Genomic DNA, 16,019 nt, shown 5'->3' on the forward strand with positions numbered 1-16,019 from the left:
AGCTACGTTAACAACACCTTTATCATCGTTGTCACTAAATGTATTACCTTGGGGGTCGCTTACCGTTGCAGTGATACTGACATTCTGAGCATCCGAGCCAACAGGTACTTCAAGTAATAGGCCATCATCCAGCATCTCTTGAGACACAGGGCCATTGAACAGCTCATTGTCGTTACCATCAAGGACGATTAGCGTATCGCCAACTTGCGTACCTTCACCAAATATAATTTGAGCGGTGACACTGCCGTTGTCACCTATCTCATCAATATTGTAAACACCATCTTCGCCCGCACCTTGTAGTTCAACGCTTAAAGACGGCGAATTAGCATCCAGTATCGCTGTGTCTGTATCGCTAATGGGGTTGCCATTATTGTCCACCGCATCGGCCTGCACGGTGAGTTCACCGTCAACCAGGTCACTGACGTCCACGTCGTCCACGCTGTAGGTGCCGTCGGCGTTAACGATGGCGGTTGTTTCTACAAAGTTACCGTTCTGATCAGTAATGGTAATTGAAACAATATTGCCGACAGGCACATTGATCACTGAACCGGTGATATCTAACAAGTTACCACCGACATCAGGGGAGTTTGCAACAACCGTGATGCTACCGTCTGGCCCTGGTTCTGGCTCTGGCGCTGGTTCAACTACATCATCTTCAGCAGCAGCATCTGAAGGATCGCCGCCGAAATCGATAAACTCACCTTCGGGAAGTCCACCTGAGGTTTCAAAACTCAGCGAGCCTGTTTCTTCTGCTATACGGGCCACACGCACGAAGCCGTGGCTACCGCCACCACCTCCACCAATACCACCAGCCGCTGTGGCATCAAGTAGCTCTAATAGATCGCCATCTTCATCATCCAAGGCGGCTAAAAGTGCTTCAAGGTCTTCATCCAGTAAACTTGATTCTTCTGTAGCCACGATTGCATCACTTTCCATTTCAGGAGTGATAACAACCTGTTGGCCACCTTCTACTAAGTTAACTCCAGTACCGTCACCAAAATCTAGCTCTACGCTGCCATTGCTGGAAGTAATGAGAGTTTCACCTTCCTGCAACACATCACCAATACCCAACTCACGCAAGTTACCTGCTTCATCACGCGCCCAAGCCTGACCTGAAATAGAAATAATGGTTGCAGTTGCCATGTGGAACTCCCTTAAGAAAATAGAAGCCGTCTTGGCTAGTGGCATAGCACTAGGGGCATAGCGGCATATACCATCATCTTAGGTGAGCAAACTACAAAAAAATATTGTACTGATGGACAGATTAGATGGAGAGCTGCCTAAGCAGAAAAGCAGGAAATGCGTTTTAGTAGACAATGAAGCTACAAGACCAAAAGCGCATTTTTGGTTTTAGTGACTGGCCTGCTCTCTTATTGGAGAAAGCTTGAGCATTAATTGCAGGCGGTCGCGTACAGATAGCTTTTTAAAAATAGCGCTTAGGTGGGCTTTTACCGTTCGCTCAGTAATATCAAGCTGGCGGGCAACTTCTTTGTTCGTTGCTCCACGCGAGACCGCTAATGCGACTCCACGTTCGCGCTCAGTAAGTAGAGCAAGATGGTCGCTGTCAGCACTGGGAGAAACTTCCGTACGCTGAGATAGTGCTTTAAAAGTGCCCCCGATCACTTTAGCGAGCAACTCCTGACCTACCCAAACACCCTGATTAGTAACCACAAGTGCAACTTGTCTCAACACATTCGCCGCTGCTAGCGTGTGGGCATAGCCCCGCGCCCCCAGGTCTAATGCCTTAAGCGCCTCTTTATCTTGAGGTGCATAGCTAAGTAACACTACCGTTAACCCCATAGGGACTAATCGCTGCGTTAGCTGTGGCCATGAAGCAACTGAGGTTACTATCCAAACCAAATCCCCCGATTTAGCTCGTTTTTCAACTAACTCTGGTGTTGAGGGCTTCGCATCAGGAAAGGCTTTCTGCCAGCGTGCCTTGAGGCTACCATCCATTGTTATAAACCAATGATCCATTACCGTTCCCCCATCGAATCACGCCATGCCCGCAGAATAGGCTTGAGCAGAAACTGCATCACTGTTCGTTTACCGGTAATAATATCTACCTGTGCCGTCATACCTGGAATAACCTGTAACGAATCTGCTAGGCCTTCATCTGCAAGGCTGCGTACTCTCACTAGATAGAAAGTATTATCATCGTCATCAGTGATCGTATCGGCACTAATAAGATCCAGCTCCGCTTGTAGCCCTCCATAAATGGCATAGTCGTAGGCCGTCAGTTTTATCGTGGCGGGCTGCCCAGGATGCAGAAACGCGATATCCTGAGGCGCAATACGGGCTTCGACTAACAGCTGATCGTCGCTGGGCACGATATCCACTACCTCTTGCCCAGGCTGTGCGACGCCACCAATAGTACTAATGTGTATGCGCTGCACAATGCCATCCACCGGGGCACGAATTTCGGTCGATCGCACCCTGTCTTGTAGGCCGGTACCCGACTGTTGGAGGGCATTTAAGTCGCCTAATGTTTCAGCAAGATCGTTACGCCACTCGCTACGACGCTCAGCACCAAGCTCCAGCAACTGCCCCTCCGACTCTTCAACCGCAGCTTCTAGTCGTGAAACAGCAGCGTCGGCTTGATTACGCTCACCTGTAGCACGCGACAAATCGCGCTGCAAACGCAGAATTTCAACTTCTGAAACGGCACCTGATTCCAGCAGAGGGCGTGTCAAGTTAAGTTCCTGACTAGACATATTAGCTTCGCGCTGGGCGGTATCACGTTTGGCGACAGCCTCTCTTAACTCTTCTCTACGCTGCCGTATGCGATCATTTAAAACATTTTCTTGCTCACGGAGTTCTTCGCGGCGACTCTCGTAAACCTCCCGTTCTTGAATCACGATGGAGGGTACTTCTTGGCGCAGCTCTTCGTCAGGTTCAAAAGGGGAATCAGTGACCAAAGCCCTTAAACGCTCCGCCTTTGCTTGCAAAGCAAATCTTTGAGCACTGTTTTCGCGGAAATCCGAAACAAACCGAGTGGGATCAATTTGCATAAGCACCTGCCCTGCCTCGACCAGCTGACCTTCTCGAATCATAATCTGCTCAACGACACCCCCATCAAAGGATTGTATTCGCTGTAGCTGACTCGCCGGAATAACACGGCCACTCCCACGTGTCACCTCATCAATTGGAGCAAAGCAAGCCCATATAATGAGGGCCATAAAAGCCAAGCAAACGCCGTAGAGAAAAAGGCGTGCCCGCAATGGCTCTTGCTGTAGCCTGGCCCAGTCGGTATCGCTTGCCCAATCTCGGTTTAAATGGGCTGAGGTGACCCCTCGCGCAAAGAGGCGATCCATAAAAGGGCGAAATGGCTTTTTACCCTTTTCAGAAAACCGACCGATTGCTTCGAATCCCTTTTGTTCGGCAGTCTCACTATTTTTTCGTGCCATTAGGATGCCCTCCCGATCTGACCTTTACGGAGCGCTTCCACCACCGTGTCACGAGGGCCATCCGCTACGACTTTGCCACCATCCATGACGATAATACGATCAACTAAAGAAAGCAGCGAGGTACGATGAGTTACCACCAGCATTGTTTTGCCTTGCGCTACTTTACCAAGATTAGCTTTAAAGGCTTCTTCACTGGCGTTATCCATAGAGCTTGTCGGTTCATCTAATAACAAAATGGCAGGGTCATGCACTAATGCCCGCGCAATCGCCACAGACTGCTTTTGACCGCCCGATAATGCTTGGCCACGTTCGCCTACCTGTAGGTCAACGCCGAGAGGGTGGCTGTTGACTAAGGATTGAAGGCCAGCGATATCCAGCGCTTTAAGTAACTCTTCATCATCAATACGGTCACTACCGCCCCCAGCGACAATGTTATCGCGCAACGAACCCGAAAAGAGACTGACATCCTGTGGCACATAGCCAATGTGACGACGTAGCTGCAAAGGGTCGATTTGACGTATATCAACGTTATCAAGCAACACGGCGCCAGCGGTGGGCTGATAAAACCCCAACACTAATTTATTAAGAGAAGACTTACCGCAACCAATCCGCCCTAACAGAGCGACTTTCTCACCAGCTTTGATTGAAATCGACACATCTCGCAAGGCATCCCGCTCATCATTGGGATAACGTAACGTCACTTTATCTAGCCGAATACCACCCGCTACGCTGGGCTTTTCGACATACACTTTGCCTTCCTGGCGTTCAACCTGCTTATCCATCACCTGATTGAGCGAGTCCAATGCCGTTGACGACTGATGGTACTGCGCTAACAACGCTGCCGCCTGGCTTATAGGTGCCATCGCGCGGGAAGAGAGCATATAAGCGGCAATAAGACCGCCTTGGGAGAGATTGCCTTCAATAATTTGATAAACGCCGACAATAATCACACATACAGCCACGCTGTGCTGCGCCCACTGCGCCACATTGGATACAGATGTGCTGACCAAGCGGAGCTGAGCACTGGTGCGCGATAAGAAAGCTGTGGCTTTTTCCCAATGACGCTGAATGCGGCTTTCTGCACGCAACGCTTTAACATTTTCAAGTTGTGACACTGACTCGACCAGCAGAGCATTACGCTGGGCACCCACTTCCCACGTAGTTTGCGAGAGTTCGTGCAACTTCCCCTGGGCAGCCAGCGCGTAAAGCAATACAAATATAACTCCTGCCAAAACAGGCAACACAAGCCAAGGATTAATTAGCGCAATAATGGCCGCAAAGAGCAGCACAAAAGGCAGATCAACGATGCCCAAGATCGTAGCTGAACCAATAAACGCACGTATCGATTCGAACGACTGCAACGTTGAAGTAAAAGACCCAGTAGAGGCCGGACGCTCCTCTAAACGCATACCCAGCGTTTTCGCCATAATGGAAGAAGAGAGTTTCACATCGGCTCGACTGGCGGCCAAGTCAACAAAGCTACTGCGCATTAACCGCAGCGCCAGATCAAAACAGAGCACTATAAAAACACCACCTGCCAGCACCCAGAGTGTCTCGGTCGCTTGATTGGGTACTACACGGTCGTAAACGTTAAGTACAAATAAAGGCATGGCCAGGGCAAATAGGTTTATGGCCACTGAACCAATAAGAATATCGCGATAAAGCCGTCTATTTTCTTGAATTACCCCCCAAAACCAATGGGTTCCCTTCTTCTTTTTAGTTTCAGGATTATCATCCAGTCTAAGACGTGGGCGTACATAAATAGCTTCACCGGAATAGCTAGAGGCTAGCGCATTCAAGCCCACCTCTACTTCTGCTTCGTTAAGCTCTGGAAAGACAGCCTTAGCTACGCCGTTCTTGACATCAATGGCGTTGATGATACATGCACGCCCAGGTTCAAGGAGCACGATAACGGGAAACAATTCAGGATTTAGATTTGCCAGTCCACTTTTTACAATTCGTGCTGTCATGCCCGCACGAGAAGCGGCACGGGCAAAAACAGAGGGTGTGAGCCTGCCCTCTTCAAGCGGCAAACCCGCCGTCAATGATTCAGAGGAGACTTCATGCTGATGCATTCTAGCCACTGCCTGTAAGCAGAGAAGAAGCTCATCATTATTCAATGAAGAATCTTGTCCCTCCTTACGATGAGTAAGCTTTTGATCATGCTCTGACAATGTCCACCTCTTATAATAAAAATAGCACATAGCATCTTTTCAACGCTATGTGCTACATGCTCTCAACTAAATAATACCAGCACTCTACAACCTCAATATGACGCTAACGAAGACTTTATGTGTTCATTTCGTCGAATCGCTCTAAAGTAATTTCTACTCGTCTGTTTAGCTTTCGCCCTTCTACTGTGTCATTTGAAGCAATCGGCTTATTAGATCCATAACCTTCTGTTTGTATTAAGCCTTGCTCAACACCCTGCTCAACGAGAAAGCGCGCGACACTATCGGCACGTCGCTGGGAAAGCGGGTCGTTGATGGCATCTGTTCCTGTAATATCAGCATGACCAGCAATGAAGATCCTAGCTAGGTCATCGCGCTCTACGATTTCAGCAGCCAAACGCGAAAGGTCTTCACGAGTGTTTAACCCCAACTCAGCACTGTTGATTGGGAATAGCGCATCTGAAGAAAGCGTTACATCTGGCGCGCGCGTGGGGGCTGGAGCGGAAAAATCACCACCAGTAAAATCTTCCAGTGTAAATCCACCAGGACCGGCTACTGGGCAAAGTATCTCTGGAGTAATCTCAACGCCGTTATTGCCAAGCTCTGCTAGGGTTGGCATATCGTCACGCATAATTTCTAGTGACTGCATTAACTGACCAGTCGCTGCGAGCGTTCTTGCATCAGCCAAAGTGACATCATACTGAGCGTTTGTATAAGCACGACTTGCTTCGAAATATTCGTTCTCGCTATCCAAAACATCTAAGAGGGTACGCTGACCAATATCAAACTGCTGTTGATATGCGCCTCTAACGCGATCAATTGACAAACGATGCTGGTTTAAATAATTCAGCTGTTCCCGAAGACGCCTTGCATCATTATAAGCAATTTGCGTGGTCTGACGAACATTGGTACAAGCGAGTTCTCGCTGATCCACGGCTTCTTCAATGCGGTCGCTGGCTGCCCTAAAAGCAGCTCTATCACTGCCACCGTTGTATAAATTCATACTTGCGACTAATTGAATACTCGTCTCGTCACGGCGCCCAGCAATAGCATCATCTTGATTATTAGTACCTGTTCGCCCTTGAATTTCTAAGCGCGGCATAAACGCTGCACGCGTCCCCTCTCGTTCAGCGCGCTGAACATTAATATTTTCAATGGCCGCATGAAAATCAGGATTGCCTTCAAAAGCCAAATTCACAGCTTCGCTGACACTAGCAGGCAGTGCTTCATCCAGCGTGGGCGCAGGCATCAGGTTTTGTGCGGGGAGTTCACCAACAATACGCATGTAGCGCGCAGTGACATCATGAAGGTTGGTCGCTTCAGTCATTAAATTGGACTCAGCGAGCGACAAACGTCCACTTATTTGCTCAAGATCAACACCCCGACCTGCGCCCGATAAAGTACGCTCTTCGATTTGCTGATAAACTTCTTGGTGCTTGGCATAATTATCTTGAGCGAGTCTTACAAGCTCACGGTGACGAGCAACATCTAGATAAGCCTCTGCTGCCTCAAGAGCAATATTCTCACTGGCACCAATTAATTCGTAATATGTAACCAACTTTGCTCTATCTAAGCGCTGGACTTCGCTGCGAGTTGCAAAGCCATCAAACACCATTTGTGTCAGTGTTAGCTCTGCAAAATCAGTCTCATAGCTACCACGACCATCTCCCTCCTGAGCTTCACGCCCTACACCTGCTGTAACATCGACGCTCGGCAAATAATTACCACGTGCGACGCCAATATCATTTTCTGCAGCGCTTAGACTTCTCCAGGCAGCTTCCACTTCTGGATTGGTCGAAATGGCTTTTTGCATAACACTCTGCAGATCGTCATTGCCAGGAGAGTAAAGGCTTTGAGGAAGAGTTTGAGCTATTGCGTTTGGAAGCGGCCCAAAAGCCAATGTAACCGCTATTAACGGCAGAGAAACACGGCGAAGGTTAAATTTATTCGTTTTGCTAGCTACTACGTGCTTCATTTTTAATTCCCTATATTTGGTATCACTCCACTGGCCACCCAGCTAAGCGTTTAGCCTCCCTGCTTCATCGCGGCTAAGAGCCAAGCCTAGCACCTATTGGTAGAAGTGATAATTTAAAATTAGTCACAATTTATTAAATATTCCTAGCAGAAATGCTTACGTCTGCCTCATTACCAACCAAGCGTAATACAAAAATACAAAAAAATACAAAAAAATACAAAAAAATACCTAAAATAAACAATTCCAGCAATGAACGGCGTCACTCAATAGGTTTCTGAGCCTGCTGAATCCCTAAGCCAAACAAAATCAGCACCAAACCAATCAGTGTTGAAGGCAATATAGGCTCCCCCACTACTAAAAAAAGCAGCAGTAGTGAGACAGGGGGTGAAAGAAAAATCAGGTTGGAGACTTTTGCCGTCCGCGATACTTTTTGCACCGCCATTTGCCACAGCACAAACGCCACGCCCATCTCAAAAAGACCTACATAAACGCCCGCACCAAAAGCAGGCCACCCGTGCCACTGGAAACCAGGGCCGAGCAGTAACAATAGAGTTAACACCGGTAGGCCTACGCTAAAATTTTGCCATTGGCCTACTAATGGAGGGCGAGGGTCGCGCGCATTAAGAAGCCAATAAAGCGCCCAAAGTAGCGTCGAAGCTAGTGCCAAAATTACGCCAAGCGGATCGGCGAATGAGATATTAAAAACAGAACCACGTGTCGCGATGACCCAGACGCCGGAATAAGCCACCAAGCCAGCGATGATATCCATTCGGGTTAAGCGCTGGCCAAGCAAGGGCACTGCTAAAAACGCCATGGCCAATGCCCACGTATAGTTCAGCGCCATTGCCTCCTGACCAGGAAGTCGGTCATAGGCCGCAAATAACACTAGGTAATAGGCAACCGGGTTCATTAATCCTGCCCAGGCAGCCGTCTTCCAGCCTTCCCGCAGGGCAATGGGCAGATTTCCCTGCTTTACGACCAGCGCCCCCATGAGCACCCAGGAAACGAAGGCTGCGAGCCACATCAACTCCAGAGGACTCATCCAGACGAGTGCCACTTTGAACGCCGTGGCCACCGTTGACCAAAGCGCTACTGCCCCCAGCCCGCAGAGGATGGCACGTCGATCCTGGCTCATCGATCGACATGCCCTAAATCTCTTTCTGGATCCAACTGATCTCTTACACGCTGCTTAATGAGTTTGATGTCGGGAAAACCGCCATCTCGCTTTCGCTCCCAAAGCAGTATTTCACCACACCAGATCTCAAAGGTGCCGCCATGGGATGGCGCTAACGCGACTTCAGTCAATTGCTCTTCGAAGGTAGAAAGGAGCTCTTGCGCATACCAAGCGCTGCGCAACAGCCACTGACATTGGGTGCAGTAGCGAATCTGGATGCGTGACATCGTGAGTTCCTTATCGGTAAGTTCCTTGGCAGGGTAATATGTCAACTTAAGCAGGCATTCTGTCATTTTATATTAGCAACCGCCAAGGAACCGTTATGGCTCAATCGGATGTTTCACAAACTCGCCTATATGAATGGCTAACAGGTGATGAAGATAGCCGCATGTGTGATGACATTCCTGAGAGCGCATGCAACGAACAGCCACGCAATTTTTTTCTACACCTTTGGGCTGCTTTAGGTAATAAGCTGGCTGATGAGCTGTCTAGCGCGCGTTTAGTGCTACCTTGGCTGATGGGTATTATTGGCGCCCCAGTATGGATGGTAGGCCTATTGGTCCCCATTCGAGAGTCAGGCTCGCTGCTACCGCAATTTTTTGTAGCAGGGTTTATCCGATTGAAGCCAAAGCGGAAATGGGTATGGGTAGCCGGAGCACTCATCCAAGCGCTCGCCGCGTTACTGCTTAGCGTATGTGCACTATTCACTACCGGCACTATCGGCGGCACGCTAGTGCTTACTGCGCTTGTCCTACTATCGTTAGCACGAGGCTTATCCTCCATTGCTACCAAAGACGTGCTCGGCAAAACCATCGCCAAGCGCCGTCGTGGCACATTAATGGGTTGGAGTGGCAGCATAGCCGGCGCCGCCACTCTGATAGCCGGGGCCGTTTTAATGCTGCTTGATGAGCAACCCGGCAGTTTAGTAGTGGCGATACTGCTTGCAGTCGCCGCAAGCGGTTGGCTAATCAATGCGTTAGCCGCTGCTCGTATTGAAGAAGCCCCAGGAGCCATTGAGGGAGGCGAAAATGGCTGGGACAGCATTAAGCTAGGCTTATCACTGCTTAAAGATGACCGCACTTTTTTACACTTTAACCTTGCCAGGGCATTACTACTCTCAAGTGCGCTCGCCCTCCCCTATATTGCGCTGCTAGGGCAAAACCAAAGTGGCACCAACCTTGGCGGCCTAGGCATATTAATTGTGGTATCTGGCGTCGCCGCGATGGTCGCAAGCCCCGTCTGGGGGAAGCGCGCAGATAACTCGAGTCGTGGTGTTATGCGTGATGCAGCAATCGGTACGGCTATTTGCTGTCTGCTTGGTGCCAGCCTAGCTTGGTTGCCTGGCGGATGGGCGCATAGCATTTGGCCGTATGCAGCAGTTTACGCATTATTGGTTGTTGTTCACCATGGCGTACGTCTGGGTCGAAAAACCTACCTCATTGATATGGCAACCCAAGATAATCGTGCCCTTTACGTTGCCCTCTCCAATACATTAACGGGCGTATTAATGCTAATAGTAGGTGGCATTATTGGCGCCTTGGCGCAGTGGTTTGGTAGCGCCACATTACTACTGATTCTCGCAGCTACAGCGGTGGGGGCAATATTGAGTGCTCAACAACTGCCAGAGGTTGAGTGAAATGGCAGGCGGTTATCGATGGTGCTGCCGACGTTAAGAGGCTGCTCAAGATTGCAATGCACGACAACGCTCGCCATGATAGAGCCGAATAGCAGAGGTATTATTGGAGCTTCTACTATTCGGCCTATAATAAGTGATTTGAAATTCTGTCGTTCCGCAGGCCAAAAAAGCTACTGAGAACGATGGAAAGGACTGGAGCTGCAACAGGAACCCTTAGATGAAACGATCTCCATTGATCAGTCCAGAGCTGCTCGAACGCATAGTTGACGCATCGGAAGATGGCATTGTGGTTGCCGAACAGGAAGGGGATGAAAATATCCTCATCTATGTCAACAAAGGCTTTGAGCGCTTAACGGGCTATAGCGCGGATGAAATTCTGTATCGTGACTGCCGCTTTTTACAGAATGAAGACCGCGACCAGGATGCGCTAGTCGCCATTCGCGATGCACTCAAAGATGGCCGCCCTTCTCGCGAAGTGCTGCGCAATTACCGTAAAGACGGCACCATGTTTTGGAATGAGCTATCCATTACACCGGTCTACGATGAAGCAGACGAATTGATGTATTACATCGGGGTACAAAAAGATGTGACCGAACGTGTGGAAGCGCAGCTTGCGCTTGCGACGTTGCAAAAACAGCGAGAAAACAGTTAATCATTAACTTTCTGACTAAAAAAGCTATCAAAGCTTGAACTTCATCCCAACTGGCGTTATACAGCGGCAAGGCGCTTAATTTGCGCTAGGCGCTTCAATTGCTAACGACACACGCTTCCAGGGCGACTGTGTCAGTGAATGGAGCCGTTGTTACGCCGGTACGCCGGCTGGGTTGGAGGACATCACATGAGCCGTGATCCCCTAAGTCGTGAAACTTTTACTACCGAAGCACTCGATTCAGACGAGTTTGAAAGCTTAGATGCCGTAAACGATGACCACTACGGCAAAAGCAAGCCCAGTAAAGCTGACAGTTTACGCGCGCGACGCCAAGTAGAAGCATGGCTGGAAGAACGCCGTCTTCAGCGTGCCATTGAAGATGACTGGGAAGAAGAAGAGTAAGCCTTGAGCAGCTCGGCCTTCTCCGCTAATGAGCAGGCCTGGCTACTCGCGCACTTCAAGTAGCCTAGCCTTTCCTGTTGCAGACCACTATCATCTCTCTTTAGCCAGCAACAAGAGCTAGTAATCTTCTGCTGCCTCTTCATTCTTTTCAACAACTTAACGGATCTCCATGGCGCAATACGTTTTCACCATGAACCGGGTTGGCAAAGTTGTGCCACCCAAAAAGCAAATTCTCAAAGATATTTCGCTATCGTTTTTCCCTGGCGCCAAAATCGGTGTGCTGGGTCTAAACGGTTCGGGTAAATCCACACTGCTGCGCATTATGGCCGGTGTCGATAAAGAGTTTGAAGGTGAAGCTCGTCCGATGCCTGGCATCAATGTTGGCTACCTTCCTCAGGAGCCGCAGCTAGACGACGAGAAAAACGTCCGCGACACGGTCGAAGAAGCGCTAGGGGCGATCAAAGATGCCCAAGAGAAGTTAGATGGCGTGTATGCGGCCTACGCAGAGCCTGATGCAGACTTTGATGCACTGGCCAGCGAACAAGCCCGGCTTGAAAACATTATCGAAGCTGCTGATGCTCACAACCTAGAGCGGAAGCTCGACGTTGCCGCTGAAGCGCTGCGCTTGCCCCCCTGGGATGCCAAAGTGGGCAATCTTTCAGGGGGTGAACGCCGCCGCGTAGCACTCTGCCGCTTGCTGCTCTCTAGCCCCGATATGCTATTGCTTGATGAGCCTACCAACCACCTTGATGCAGAATCGGTGGCGTGGCTTGAGCGCTTCCTGCACGACTACAACGGTACCGTCGTGGCGATCACCCACGATCGCTACTTCCTGGACAACGTAGCGGGTTGGATTCTTGAGCTTGACCGTGGCCAAGGCATCCCGTTTGAGGGAAATTACTCCCAGTGGCTGGAGCAGAAAGATCAGCGTCTGAATCAAGAAGCCAAGCAGGAAGCCTCGCGTCAGAAAGCCATCAAGCAAGAGCTTGAGTGGGTACGCAGTAACGCCAAGGGCCGCCAAGCCAAAAGTAAAGCGCGTCTTAACCGCTTTGAAGAGATGCAGTCTGGCGACTTTCAAAAACGTAATGAAACCAATGAAATCTATATTCCGCCGGGGCCACGCCTGGGCGATAATGTCATTGAGTTTCGTGATGTCGCTAAGCGCTTCGACGACAAACTGCTTTACCAGAACCTCTCTTTCACCATTCCCCAAGGTGCGATTGTCGGCATTGTCGGTGGTAACGGTGCGGGCAAATCCACCCTGTTCAAACTGATTACCGGTAAAGAGCAGCCGGATGAAGGCGAAGTTGTCGTCGGTGAAACGGTAGATATCGCTTATGTCGAGCAGTTGCGCGATGGCTTAGATGACAAGCAGAGCGTTTGGGAAGCTGTTTCAGATGGCCAGGACATGCTCAACATTAATGGCTACGAAGTTTCATCTCGCGCCTATGTGGGTCGTTTTAACTTTAAGGGCAACGACCAGCAGAAACGCTTATCGGAGCTTTCTGGGGGTGAACGCGGTCGCTTACAGCTTGCCCAGACACTGAAGCAAGGCGCTAACGTTCTGCTGCTCGATGAGCCCTCCAACGACCTGGATATCGAAACGCTCCGTGCGTTAGAAGACGCTCTTCTAGCCTTCCCGGGTTGCGCCATGGTGATCTCGCACGATCGCTGGTTCCTAGACCGTATCGCCACGCATATTATGGCTTTCGAGGGTGACTCTGAAGTGGTCTTGTTTGAGGGCAACTACGCAGAGTACGAAGCAGACCACAAGAAGCGGGTTGGTAGCGATACGCCTAAGCGGATGAAGTATAAGCGCATTGATGCCTGATAATTAGCATCAAGTTGACAGGGAATGTCGACAGCAAAAGGCCCCGCAGCATAACGGGGCTTTTTTCATTTAAATGACCAAAGCCTAGCGTCTACGACCGGTAATGAAGGAAACAATAAAAAGAACAACAAACAGTACAAATAAAATCTGCGCGATGGTGGAAGCCGCCCCAGCAATACCAGAAAAACCCACCGCCCCTGCAATAATCGCGATAATTAAAAACAGCACTGCATTGCCTAGCATCGTATTGCTCCTATCCCTGGTAATGGCTTCCCTGAAAGCATCTCCTAATGCGTTATTATGCAGCGTGCATATGTCTTAAAGATGATAGACGCTTTTAGTCATCACTTTAGAGACCAGACGCATGCCCCACTTCATCGGTGCCGGGAAGCGAACGCCACCCGCTTCTAAAGCAAGCTGAGCGTGGTGGGCTTCATCAATAGCCATCTGGCGCAGTATAGCGCGTGAGCGGTTGTCGCCGCTGGCCAGCGACTGTAGGTGTGAATCAAGACGCTTGCCGACTTGCTCTTCGGTCGCAGCAACTACTCCTAAACTAATACGATCGCTGACCGCCCCAGTTGCCGCTCCAATGCTAAAGGAAGCAACATAAAACAGCGGATTTAAGTAGCTTGTTCGGCTCTGTAACTGCTCCAGCCGCTCATCACACCAGGCTAGATGATCAATTTCTTCAAGTGCAGAGAGTTCCATCTGCTTACGTACATGAGGAAGTTTAGCGGTGACGCTCTGCCCTTGATAAAGCGCTTGCGCGCATACTTCGCCGGTATGGTTAACTCGCATTAAACCCGCGGCATGGCGACGCTCATGATCGTCTAGAGCACCATCCACTACCCCATTGGCGGGACTGGTACGCTGAGCAGAAGCTGCATGCGGCATAAGCGTGCGTAAAACGGTATCCAACTGATGAATGACGCGATCTGAACGACTCTGCTCACGATCCATGGCAACACCCCGTTGTTTTCAATTGCGGCCTACTTAACTCAACCAGCAGGCCATGTGAATACGCGCCCACCCATTAAGTGCATATGGATGTGATAGACCGTTTGGCCGCCCATTTCGTTGCAATTCATCACCACGCGATAGCCATCTTCGGCAAAGCCCTGCTCACGAGCAAGCTTCGCGGCAGTGAACTGAAGACGCCCAACGGTGGCAAGGTCAGCTTCATCAATATCATTAAGTGTGGCGATATGCTTTTTAGGAATAATCAGCTGGTGAGTAGGCGCCTGAGGCCCAATATCATTAAATGCCAACACATGGTCATCTTCGTACACAATATCGGCAGGGATCTCACGCTTTATGATTTTGCAAAACAGACAATCCATACAGCACTCCTTGACGTCTTTCAGCCAATTCTGGCCATTACGATTAACGGAAGCGTCGCTGCGCAAGAAGATGCCTTACCAACGGGGCCAAAATCAGCTCCATTGCTAGCGACATTCGCGCCCCAGGCACAACCAGCGTATGCGGCCGAGTCATAAAAGAGTCTTTAATCATCGCCAGTAGCCAAGGAAAATCAACCGTGGAAGGGTCGCGAAAGCGAATGACCACGAATGACTCAGCGTCGGTAGGAATATCCTGCACCTCAAAGGGGTTTGAGGTGTCGACGGTAGGCACACGCTGAAAATTAATATGCGTGCGAGAAAACTGCGGCTGAATATAGCGGACATAGTCGTCCATCCGGCCCAAAATAGTGTCAATCACCGCTTCTTGTGAGTAACCGCGCAGTTTGGTGTCGCGATCGATTTTTTGAATCCATTCAAGATTCATGGTCGGCGCCACACCCACCAACAGATCCACATGGCGGGCTATGTCATACTCTTCAGTGACAAGGCCCCCATGCAACCCCTCGTAAAACAGCAGATCGGTGCCACAAGGCAACGATTGCCACTCGGTGAAAGTTCCCACGCGGTAACCAGCTTCAATTTTCTGTTTATCTTCAGCATGAATATAGTGCCGAAAAGTACCCGAGCCGTGCTCGCCATACTCACTAAAAAGGCCCTCCAGCCGGTCCAACAAATTAGCTTCAACCGCGAAATGAGAAAGCTCATCTTTACGCTCGGGTTCTTCACGAAAGATGCGGTGCAAATCATCACGGGTATAGCGATGAAAGGCATCGCCATCGACCACCGCTGCATGCACATCTTCGCGCAGAAACATGCGCTCAAAACTGCGTCGAACGGTCGTCGTACCGGCCCCTGAAGAGCCGGTCACCGCAATAATGGGATACTCACGTGACATCAACCACTCCTCGCGTGGGCAAGCGCTTGTATAACCGGCTGAGGCACATCGACAGGGCGCCCTGTGGCAAGATCAATCAGTAGCTGGTTTACCCGAGCTGTCGCCACTACTTGCTGGGAGTCAGCGTGGTAAACACGCTGGTAAATAGTCAACGCTTTGCCTTGCGGCTCAGGAACCGCGGTTGCAATCACCAAGGCATCGGGCCAGCGCGCTTCATTGTGATACTGCACGGCGAGATCAGCGACTACCGAGGGGTGCCCGTGCATATCCCACTCAGGCAAATCCAGTGCTGCAAAGGCTTGAATACGCGCCTCATGGAGCAGCGATACGAGCGCATCGTGCCCCAAGTGGCGACCGTAGTTCATATCGGTTACCCGCACACTCAAAGGATGACGATGAATGACCGCTTCAGCGGGAAAGTCCAGCTTGACACGTTCCATGCCTATTTCCTCATCAGTGAATTAGGAAACCTCTGTCAAAAGGGCTATCCGCTCAGTACTTACTTAACGCAAAGCTTA

General features: G+C 50.1%; 16 protein-coding genes. 4 read left to right on the top strand and 12 right to left on the bottom strand.

Going from position 1 to position 16,019, the window contains the following annotated elements; all coding sequences use genetic code 11:
* The 7 genes from MLE19_RS18045 to MLE19_RS18075 form a co-directional block, all read right to left on the bottom strand.
* On the bottom strand, nucleotides 1–1,143 hold a 1,143-nt coding region (locus MLE19_RS18045), incomplete at its 3' end, for a retention module-containing protein (RefSeq protein ID WP_240719518.1).
* 207 nt (nucleotides 1,144–1,350) lie between these two features.
* Complete coding sequence (locus MLE19_RS18050) at nucleotides 1,351–1,977, bottom strand: response regulator transcription factor (RefSeq protein WP_240719519.1); 627 nt, start codon at nucleotides 1,975–1,977, stop codon at nucleotides 1,351–1,353.
* Complete coding sequence (locus MLE19_RS18055) at nucleotides 1,977–3,407, bottom strand: HlyD family type I secretion periplasmic adaptor subunit (RefSeq protein ID WP_240719520.1); 1,431 nt, start codon at nucleotides 3,405–3,407, stop codon at nucleotides 1,977–1,979. The genes MLE19_RS18050 and MLE19_RS18055 overlap by 1 nt, the downstream gene beginning before the upstream one ends.
* On the bottom strand, nucleotides 3,407–5,611 hold the full coding sequence (locus MLE19_RS18060) for a type I secretion system permease/ATPase (protein WP_425356819.1): 2,205 nt from the start codon (nucleotides 5,609–5,611) through the stop codon (nucleotides 3,407–3,409). Before MLE19_RS18060 ends, MLE19_RS18055 begins: the two co-directional genes overlap by 1 nt.
* A gap of 85 nt (nucleotides 5,612–5,696) precedes the next feature.
* Nucleotides 5,697–7,553 (bottom strand): TolC family outer membrane protein, encoded by a 1,857-nt coding sequence (locus tag MLE19_RS18065; protein ID WP_240719522.1) that lies wholly within the window; start codon nucleotides 7,551–7,553, stop codon nucleotides 5,697–5,699.
* A gap of 259 nt (nucleotides 7,554–7,812) precedes the next feature.
* Entirely contained in the window at nucleotides 7,813–8,688 is an 876-nt protein-coding gene (locus MLE19_RS18070) for a DMT family transporter (RefSeq protein ID WP_240719523.1), read from the bottom strand.
* A complete protein-coding gene (locus MLE19_RS18075; RefSeq protein ID WP_240719524.1) occupies nucleotides 8,685–8,954 on the bottom strand; it encodes a SelT/SelW/SelH family protein in 270 nt (89 codons plus the stop codon). The genes MLE19_RS18070 and MLE19_RS18075 overlap by 4 nt, the downstream gene beginning before the upstream one ends.
* A gap of 95 nt (nucleotides 8,955–9,049) precedes the next feature.
* Between MLE19_RS18075 and MLE19_RS18080 the strand changes: the two genes are divergently transcribed.
* The 4 genes from MLE19_RS18080 (at nucleotide 9,050) to ettA (ending at nucleotide 13,245) form a co-directional block, all read left to right on the top strand.
* Complete coding sequence (locus MLE19_RS18080; protein WP_240719525.1) at nucleotides 9,050–10,363, top strand: MFS transporter; 1,314 nt, start codon at nucleotides 9,050–9,052, stop codon at nucleotides 10,361–10,363.
* A 217-nt stretch (nucleotides 10,364–10,580) separates the two neighbouring features.
* Nucleotides 10,581–11,015, top strand: a complete 435-nt coding sequence (locus MLE19_RS18085; RefSeq protein WP_240719526.1) for a PAS domain S-box protein — start codon at nucleotides 10,581–10,583, stop codon at nucleotides 11,013–11,015.
* Nucleotides 11,016–11,201: 186 nt separating this feature from the next.
* The gene (locus MLE19_RS18090; RefSeq protein ID WP_240719527.1) at nucleotides 11,202–11,414 is read left to right on the top strand and encodes a PA3496 family putative envelope integrity protein; all 213 of its coding nucleotides are present in this window, start codon (nucleotides 11,202–11,204) and stop codon (nucleotides 11,412–11,414) included.
* A gap of 169 nt (nucleotides 11,415–11,583) precedes the next feature.
* Entirely contained in the window at nucleotides 11,584–13,245 is a 1,662-nt protein-coding gene (gene ettA, locus MLE19_RS18095) for an energy-dependent translational throttle protein EttA (RefSeq protein WP_240719528.1), read from the top strand.
* 84 nt (nucleotides 13,246–13,329) lie between these two features.
* Here ettA and MLE19_RS18100 read toward each other — a convergent pair whose 3' ends face one another.
* From MLE19_RS18100 to MLE19_RS18120, 5 genes are all read right to left on the bottom strand, one after another.
* The gene (locus MLE19_RS18100) at nucleotides 13,330–13,488 is read right to left on the bottom strand and encodes a DUF1328 domain-containing protein (protein ID WP_240719529.1); all 159 of its coding nucleotides are present in this window, start codon (nucleotides 13,486–13,488) and stop codon (nucleotides 13,330–13,332) included.
* A 75-nt stretch (nucleotides 13,489–13,563) separates the two neighbouring features.
* Nucleotides 13,564–14,205 (bottom strand): 2-polyprenyl-3-methyl-6-methoxy-1,4-benzoquinone monooxygenase, encoded by a 642-nt coding sequence (gene coq7, locus MLE19_RS18105; RefSeq protein WP_240719530.1) that lies wholly within the window; start codon nucleotides 14,203–14,205, stop codon nucleotides 13,564–13,566.
* A gap of 38 nt (nucleotides 14,206–14,243) precedes the next feature.
* On the bottom strand, nucleotides 14,244–14,585 hold the full coding sequence (locus tag MLE19_RS18110; protein WP_240719531.1) for a histidine triad nucleotide-binding protein: 342 nt from the start codon (nucleotides 14,583–14,585) through the stop codon (nucleotides 14,244–14,246).
* 43 nt (nucleotides 14,586–14,628) lie between these two features.
* On the bottom strand, nucleotides 14,629–15,501 hold the full coding sequence (locus tag MLE19_RS18115) for a phosphoribulokinase (protein ID WP_008959627.1): 873 nt from the start codon (nucleotides 15,499–15,501) through the stop codon (nucleotides 14,629–14,631).
* Nucleotides 15,501–15,941 (bottom strand): acyl-CoA thioesterase, encoded by a 441-nt coding sequence (locus MLE19_RS18120; protein ID WP_240719532.1) that lies wholly within the window; start codon nucleotides 15,939–15,941, stop codon nucleotides 15,501–15,503. Before MLE19_RS18120 ends, MLE19_RS18115 begins: the two co-directional genes overlap by 1 nt.
* Nucleotides 15,942–16,019 lie beyond the last annotated feature (78 nt).

Origin of the sequence: Vreelandella neptunia, assembly GCF_022489065.1 — a bacterium.
GTDB lineage: Bacteria > Pseudomonadota > Gammaproteobacteria > Pseudomonadales > Halomonadaceae > Vreelandella > Vreelandella neptunia_A.